At 33.8% G+C, this 6,904-nt stretch carries 7 protein-coding genes; 6 read left to right on the forward strand and 1 reads right to left on the reverse strand.

Features of this window, described 5'->3' with window-relative positions; genetic code table 11:
- Positions 1-659, forward strand: a 659-nt coding sequence (locus tag ACW2QF_RS16190) for a hypothetical protein (protein ID WP_455717048.1), incomplete at its 5' end; no start/stop codon positions are given.
- Positions 660-677: 18 nt separating this feature from the next.
- Positions 678-2,531: a hydroxylamine reductase gene (gene hcp, locus ACW2QF_RS16195; protein WP_455717049.1), complete on the forward strand. Its 1,854-nt coding sequence runs from the start codon at positions 678-680 to the stop codon at positions 2,529-2,531.
- 192 nt (positions 2,532-2,723) lie between these two features.
- Here hcp and ACW2QF_RS16200 read toward each other — a convergent pair whose 3' ends face one another.
- The gene (locus tag ACW2QF_RS16200; protein ID WP_455717050.1) at positions 2,724-3,095 is read right to left on the reverse strand and encodes a nuclear transport factor 2 family protein; all 372 of its coding nucleotides are present in this window, start codon (positions 3,093-3,095) and stop codon (positions 2,724-2,726) included.
- A gap of 596 nt (positions 3,096-3,691) precedes the next feature.
- On the opposite strand from ACW2QF_RS16200, the gene ACW2QF_RS16205 reads away from it, so the two are divergent.
- The 4 genes from ACW2QF_RS16205 to mraW all read left to right on the forward strand — a co-directional run.
- Entirely contained in the window at positions 3,692-4,390 is a 699-nt protein-coding gene (locus ACW2QF_RS16205) for a Crp/Fnr family transcriptional regulator (protein WP_455717051.1), read from the forward strand.
- 135 nt (positions 4,391-4,525) lie between these two features.
- On the forward strand, positions 4,526-5,917 hold the full coding sequence (locus tag ACW2QF_RS16210; protein ID WP_455717052.1) for an NADP-dependent glyceraldehyde-3-phosphate dehydrogenase: 1,392 nt from the start codon (positions 4,526-4,528) through the stop codon (positions 5,915-5,917).
- Positions 5,918-6,251: 334 nt separating this feature from the next.
- Positions 6,252-6,695 carry a division/cell wall cluster transcriptional repressor MraZ gene (gene mraZ / locus ACW2QF_RS16215; protein ID WP_455717053.1) on the forward strand — a complete coding sequence of 148 codons (444 nt, stop codon included), beginning with the start codon at positions 6,252-6,254 and terminating at the stop codon, positions 6,693-6,695.
- 2 nt (positions 6,696-6,697) lie between these two features.
- On the forward strand, positions 6,698-6,904 hold a 207-nt coding region (gene mraW / locus ACW2QF_RS16220; protein WP_455717054.1), incomplete at its 3' end, for a 16S rRNA (cytosine(1402)-N(4))-methyltransferase.

Here is a 6,904-nt window from a genome sequence, read left to right on the forward strand (position 1 = left end):
GAATTCAATATAATAATCACATAAGCAATCAAAAAGAAAATAGTTTATATAAGGAGAGCAGTATGAGTGCATTTTTAGGTCCAATTCATTATTGGTTATACCGTAAGGTAGAGATTCAAAGCAACTTAGCCAATGAGTTGGCAAATCATTTCGATCAGGACTTGGTAATGACAATGAATGAAAAATTTGAAACATTGCCGGAAGGAGATTTGGAAGACTTTATTCAAACTGATAACATACATGGATGGTTACAAGAGAAAGTACATTTGGTTGAAAAAAAATTGGCTTTTGCAGTAGAGCAGTTAGTAGAATTAAACATTACTATAGATGAAATCAAAGCTGTTGCTTATCTGTTTGGTTCTAAGATAACAGACTTGACTATAGAAACAACTGCTAAAGAAGCATTCACCTTCTTTAATAATACTTTACTTGATGGTATGCCTTGTGATCATGTTAATATGGTGAAACAAGAAGATGACAAGCAAGTAGATTGGAATCGTAGGATTAATTTACACGAAGAATTTTGGTCACAACAATCTAGACTTGAAAATCGTTACGATCAAGTGAGAGATAGTTTTATTCGAGGTTGTCTAACAAATACAGGGCTTGAATATAAGAATGAATCTAATTGTGAATTTACAATTATAAATAAAGAATAGAAAGTGGAGGAATTAAGAATGGATAAGAATATGTTCTGTTATCAATGTCAAGAAACAGCAGGAAACAAAGGATGTACAAAAGGCGGTGTCTGCGGTAAAAGTGTAGACTTAGCAAATATGCAAGACTTATTAGTATATGTTACTAAGGGACTTTCTGAAGTAACTACGAGTCTAAGAAAAGAAGGAAAAGAAATCAGCAAAGAGGTAGATCATTTTATAACATTAAATTTATTTACAACAATCACAAATGCCAATTTTGATGATGAAATCTTCTATGTAAGAGTAAAAGAAACAATTGCTAAAAAGAATGAATTATTGGCACAATTATCAAATAAGGAAGGTTTATCAGAAGCTGCCTTATGGTCTGGTGATGCCAATGAAATCTTAAAGGATAAAGCTGAATCAAGTGAAGTAGGCGTATTAGCAACTGAGAACGAAGATATCCGTTCCTTAAGAGAACTAATCACTTACGGATTAAAAGGGTTATCAGCTTATTCAAAACATGCCAATGCATTGGGATATGATAATGAAGAAATTGATGCATTCATGCAGGCTACATTAGCTAAGTTACTAGATGATTCTTTAACAGCAGATGATCTTGTAGCATTAACATTAGAAACTGGTAAATTTGGCGTAGATGGCATGGCATTACTTGATAAAGCAAACACAACAACTTACGGTAATCCAGAAATTACAAAAGTTAATATTGGTGTAGGTAAGAACCCTGGTATATTAGTTTCTGGTCATGATCTATCAGATATTGAACAATTATTAATTCAGACAGAAGGAACAGGGGTTGATGTATATACACATTCCGAAATGTTACCAGCTCACTATTACCCACAACTTAAGAAATACAGCCATTTAGTAGGTAACTATGGTAACGCTTGGTGGAAGCAAAAAGAAGAATTCGAAAGCTTCAATGGACCAATCTTAATGACTACAAATTGTATTGTACCTCCAAAAGCATCTTATAAAGATAGAATGTTTACAACTGGGGCAGCGGGCTATGTAGGATGCAAGCATATCGAAGGAGAAGCTGGAAGTCAGAAAGATTTCTCTGAAATTATTGAATTAGCAAAGAAATGTCTTGCTCCAACAGAAATCGAAACAGGTGAAATCATTGGTGGTTTTGCTCATGAGCAAGTATTTGCATTAGCAGATACCGTAGTGGAAGCAGTAAAATCTGGAGCAATTAAGAAATTCGTTGTAATGGCAGGGTGCGATGGTAGAGCATCTAAGAGAAATTACTATACAGACTTTGCAAAAGCCCTACCAAAAGATACGGTAATCTTAACAGCAGGCTGTGCAAAATACAAATATAACAAACTGGATTTAGGAGATATCGGTGGCATTCCAAGAGTACTTGATGCAGGTCAATGTAATGATTCCTATTCCTTAGCATTAATCGCTTTGAAACTGAAAGAAGTATTCGAATTAACAGATATCAATGAATTACCAATTATCTATAACATTGCTTGGTATGAACAAAAAGCGGTTATCGTATTATTAAGTTTATTATATCTTGGAGTGAAAGAAATTCATTTAGGACCAACACTTCCTGCATTCCTTTCTCCAAATGTAGCGAAAGTATTAGTAGAAAACTTCGGGATTGGAGGAATCTCAACGGTAGAAGAAGATATGGAAATGTTCTTCCCAGAAGAAGTGAAAGTTGCAAATATTGAAGAAGGAGTAATCACAAAAGATATGATCATCGGTGATATCCTTAAGATAAATCCAGATAATGCAAGAGTATTAATGGAAGCAGGTATGCACTGCCTAGGTTGTCCAGCTTCACAGGCAGAAACGTTAGAAGAAGCTTGTATGGTACATGGACTTGATGTGGAAGATCTCTTAAGTAATTTAATATAGTAGGAATACGTTTAACTAACTTTCAAGCAGTTGAAGTTTAAGGGTTATTTCACGGTTTGGTACAAAAGTGTAGAAAATAATACAGAGGATATGAGAAAAAGCAGTCTCATATCCTCTGTAACAATTATGTATTAGATTATTCGTTTTGTGTACACCCATGATAGATTTAGACTATTGATAAATCGGAATTTGTCACTCTTCATATGGATAATAATGGTCTGCTTTTGATTGAAACTCACATAACTTTGAAATTCGCATGCTATCATCAAAGTCTGCAATAGTTACCCCATTAAATCCATCTATGTTGTTAGCGTAGTCACATTTGAAATACCACTCAACGACAATGGTATTATTTTGCTGAATAACTCGTTTTATTGTCCATTCTAAAACTTTTCCTTTATTGTTCCACTTTGTAAACCACTTTATAATTTGCTGAATACCATGATATTCTGGACCATAGCACTCACTATATGTAACATTTTCAGAAAAAGTCTGTTTCACTATTTCTATATCATTATCTATCCACGCTCTAAAATATCTTCTAATAACATCTTCTCGTTGCATAATTCCACCCCATAAATTCAAATTTACCGTTCTTCCTACAGTATATCAGCAAATCACAATAGTTCAATAAAATAATTCATTAAGTATCATTTCTAATGGATTGTTCTTCTTTTGTTCTGGATAATCTACACCATTATTTTTAAGTAAAAAGTATAAATAAACTTGCTGGTAGATTTTACACTAATATTCTTATATAATTAATATAAATTAAGTAAGAATAATAAAATAGTATGATTAGGGTATTAGCTCTTATTGTACTTGTTTATCTATAAAGTAGATAAGCAAAACTCACAATTGTGTAGATTTGCTTCTTAGCTGATGTAGTATGACTAAGAAACGATAGCGAAACATCTATAGTACTTCTTAGTGTGTACAGGAAAACCTAGGAAGGTGAGGCATGGAAGCCGAGCCAGCCTGAGCTGAGGCAGGATGCCGAATCGAAGGCGTTTCCGTATCATTTGAGTACCCATGCTGTACACACATAGAAGTACTTAGATGTGTAGCGTGTTTCGTGTCATACTACATCAGCTAAGAAGCTATGACAATTATATGGAGTTTTGCTTTTCAAGAATTAGACAATGAGAGGAGAAAGAAATATGAGCGGTTGTAGGATTTGTGTTGATAAATTTTGCGCATATAAGATTCCCATCTTTTCGTCCTTTTCCTGTGAAGAGCTTGAGGAAGTTTATAAATTAATCCAGCATAGGGAAATAAAGAAAGGGGAAATACTATTTAAGGATGGAGAAATCGTAACAAGCCTTGTGATAGTAAATGAAGGTTGGTTAAAATCATATAACTATACGAAAGAAGGAAAAGAACAAATCATTACAATTCTTAGAGATGGTGACTCTTATGGAGAAATGCATTTACTAAAAGAAAAGAGATTTGAAGGTTATTTGAAGGCAATTACAGACTGTGATATCTGTACCCTCAGTAAAGAGGAATTTCGAAAAGTTTTATTGAAAAGTTCGAAGATGTGTCTTAAGCTACTTGAGGTAGTTGGAGAACGTTTAATCCAAGTTGAACGTTTAGCAATGATGCTTTCTGATAAGGATATTGAAGGAAAATTAGCATATGTACTTATAGATTTTGTAAAAAAATATGGAATAGAAGATGAAGGACGGGTTATTATAAAACTTCCTATTACAAAAGAAGAGATGGCAAGCTATGCAGGTATTACAAGAGAAACACTTAGTAGGAAACTAAGGACATTGTCAGAAAATAACTACATTCGTATGATTGGACATAAGAAGATTGAGATTCTTGATCTGGAAGGATTAAAGCAATTAATGTAAATTCAATTTAAATTTTAATTTGATTTGAATCACATTAATTTCAATTTGAGTTTTGTATAATCATTCTAATAACTAAGTCGACATGTCAATTCGCACCCGCGAACTTAGCAAAGTAAATGATAGAGGTGAACAATTATGCTAAATAGAACAATCGATATATATTCTCCATTAACAAACGAAGTGATTGGTAATGTTAAAGCAATGTCAAAAGAAGAAGTGGATGAATCAATCAAAAAATCAAGAGAGGCATTAACTGAATGGAGAGCAAAATCTACAGCAGATAGAATGGAGTACTTGTATAGAGCTTCAGAGATATTATTAGAACGAAAAGAGGAACTTGCTGATTTAATAGTAAAGGAAGTTGGAAAAGATAGAAAAAGTGCTTATTCGGAAGTTGAAAGAACATCTGAATTAATTCATTTTACAGCAGATACAGCAAAGAATCTTGAAGGAAGAAGCATACCGACAGAAACTGTATTGGGTGGTTCAAAGAATAAATTTGCAATTATACAACGTGAGCCAATCGGGGTTATTTTAGCAATTTCACCATTTAATTATCCAGTGAATCTAGCAGCATCTAAAATTGCTCCAGCTCTTGTGGGTGGAAATACTGTAATATTCAAGCCTGCAACACAAGGAAGTCTTTCTGGAATTATGTTAGCGGAGGTGTTTCAAGCAGCAGGTCTTCCTGATGGAGTTTTAAACGTTGTGACAGGAAAAGGAAGCGAGATTGGCGATTATGTAGTAACTCATCCAGGAATTAATTTTATCAATTTCACTGGAAGTACAAAAGTAGGTCAGCATATTGCAAAGGAAGCCAAAATGATTCCACTTCTAATGGAACTTGGAGGAAAGGATGCGGCAATCGTACTTGAAGATGCAGATCTTGAGCTAGCGGCAACCCAAATTGTTGCAGGGGCATTTTCTTATTCTGGCCAAAGATGTACAGCAATCAAACGTGTGATTGCATTAGATAAAATAGCAGAAGAGTTGCAAGAGAAAATAAATAAAAAGGTTGCTTCTTTGAAAGTGGGGAATCCACAATATACAGAAGGTTCAATTGATGTAGTTCCTTTAATAGATGATAAGTCAGCCGATTACGTTGAAGGTTTGATTACAGAAGCGAAGGAAAAGGGAGCGAAACTACTTTGCGGAGGTACAAGAGAAGGGAATTTGATTTACCCTACTGTATTAGATTATGTAACAGCTGATATGAGAATCGCATGGGAAGAACCATTTGGTCCAGTACTTCCAATTATTCATGTAAAATCGGAAGATGAAGCGGTTGAATTAGCAAATCAATCAGAGTATGGTTTACAAAGTGCAGTGTTTACAAACAATATTCATAAGGCGTTTGAAATAGCAAGTAAGCTAGAAGTTGGTACAGTACAGATTAATAACAAGACAGAACGTGGTCCAGATCATTTACCATTCTTAGGTATTAAAAATTCAGGTATCGGTGTTCAAGGAATATCTTATTCCATTGAGGCTATGACAAGGATAAAATCAACAGTAATTAATGTTTAGAAATCTGAGTAGTATTTATATTGAGCAGTCAACATGATTGGATTATTAGGCAGGCTATATACTTTATATTTATAAAGTGTATAGCCTGTTTTATTTATACACAGGAGTTCACCACTAGATAAGAGAGTCTAAATTATGGTGACTAAATAGAAATATTAGGGTAAATTTAATTAAAAAATAGTAAAAAACACTAATATTAAATTAGTAATTAATTATGTTAATTGACTAATAAACAAAAAATATAACGTGAAATGGTGATTATCGGCAAAATTAATAAATAAATAGTAGTATAATATTAGCAGTGGTTGATTGTGGTGAAAAGTGGGGGATTTTTATGTTAATCGGTGAATATCATCATAATATCGATGAAAAAGGTCGTATAATACTTCCTGCTAAGTTCCGTGAGGATTTAGGGGAGGAGTTTTTTGTAACACGCGGTCTAGAAGAATGCCTATTAGTCTATCCGAAAACAGAATGGGATAAAATCACTAAAAAACTAAAAAGCTTACCTTTCACAAAGAAGGACGCTCGTAGTTTTACGAGATTCTTCCTATCAGGCGCTACTGCAACAGTATTTGACAAACAAGGTCGAATCAATATTACCTCTCCATTGATTTCCTACGCCGGCTTAACAAAAGAATGTGTTGTAGTCGGTGTAGGTGATCGTCTTGAAATTTGGGATATTGATAAGTGGAATGATTTCTATGACACTAATAAAGAAGAAATGTCAAATATTGCTGAAGATTTATTTGATTCAAATTGGGAGTCGGGTGAATAATTATGCACGTTAGCGTTTTACTAGAAGAGTCAATCTTAGGCCTTAATTTGAAAGAAGACGGTATCTACGTTGATTGCACATTAGGTTATGCTGGACATTCCAGCGAAATTTTAAAGCGAATAAGAAGGGGTTGTCTTTTCGCCTTTGATCAGGATAGTGATGCTATAAAATATAGTACTGAAAAACTATCGAAGATTGGAGATAATTTT

It is taken from the genome of Anaerosporobacter sp., from assembly GCF_965301125.1.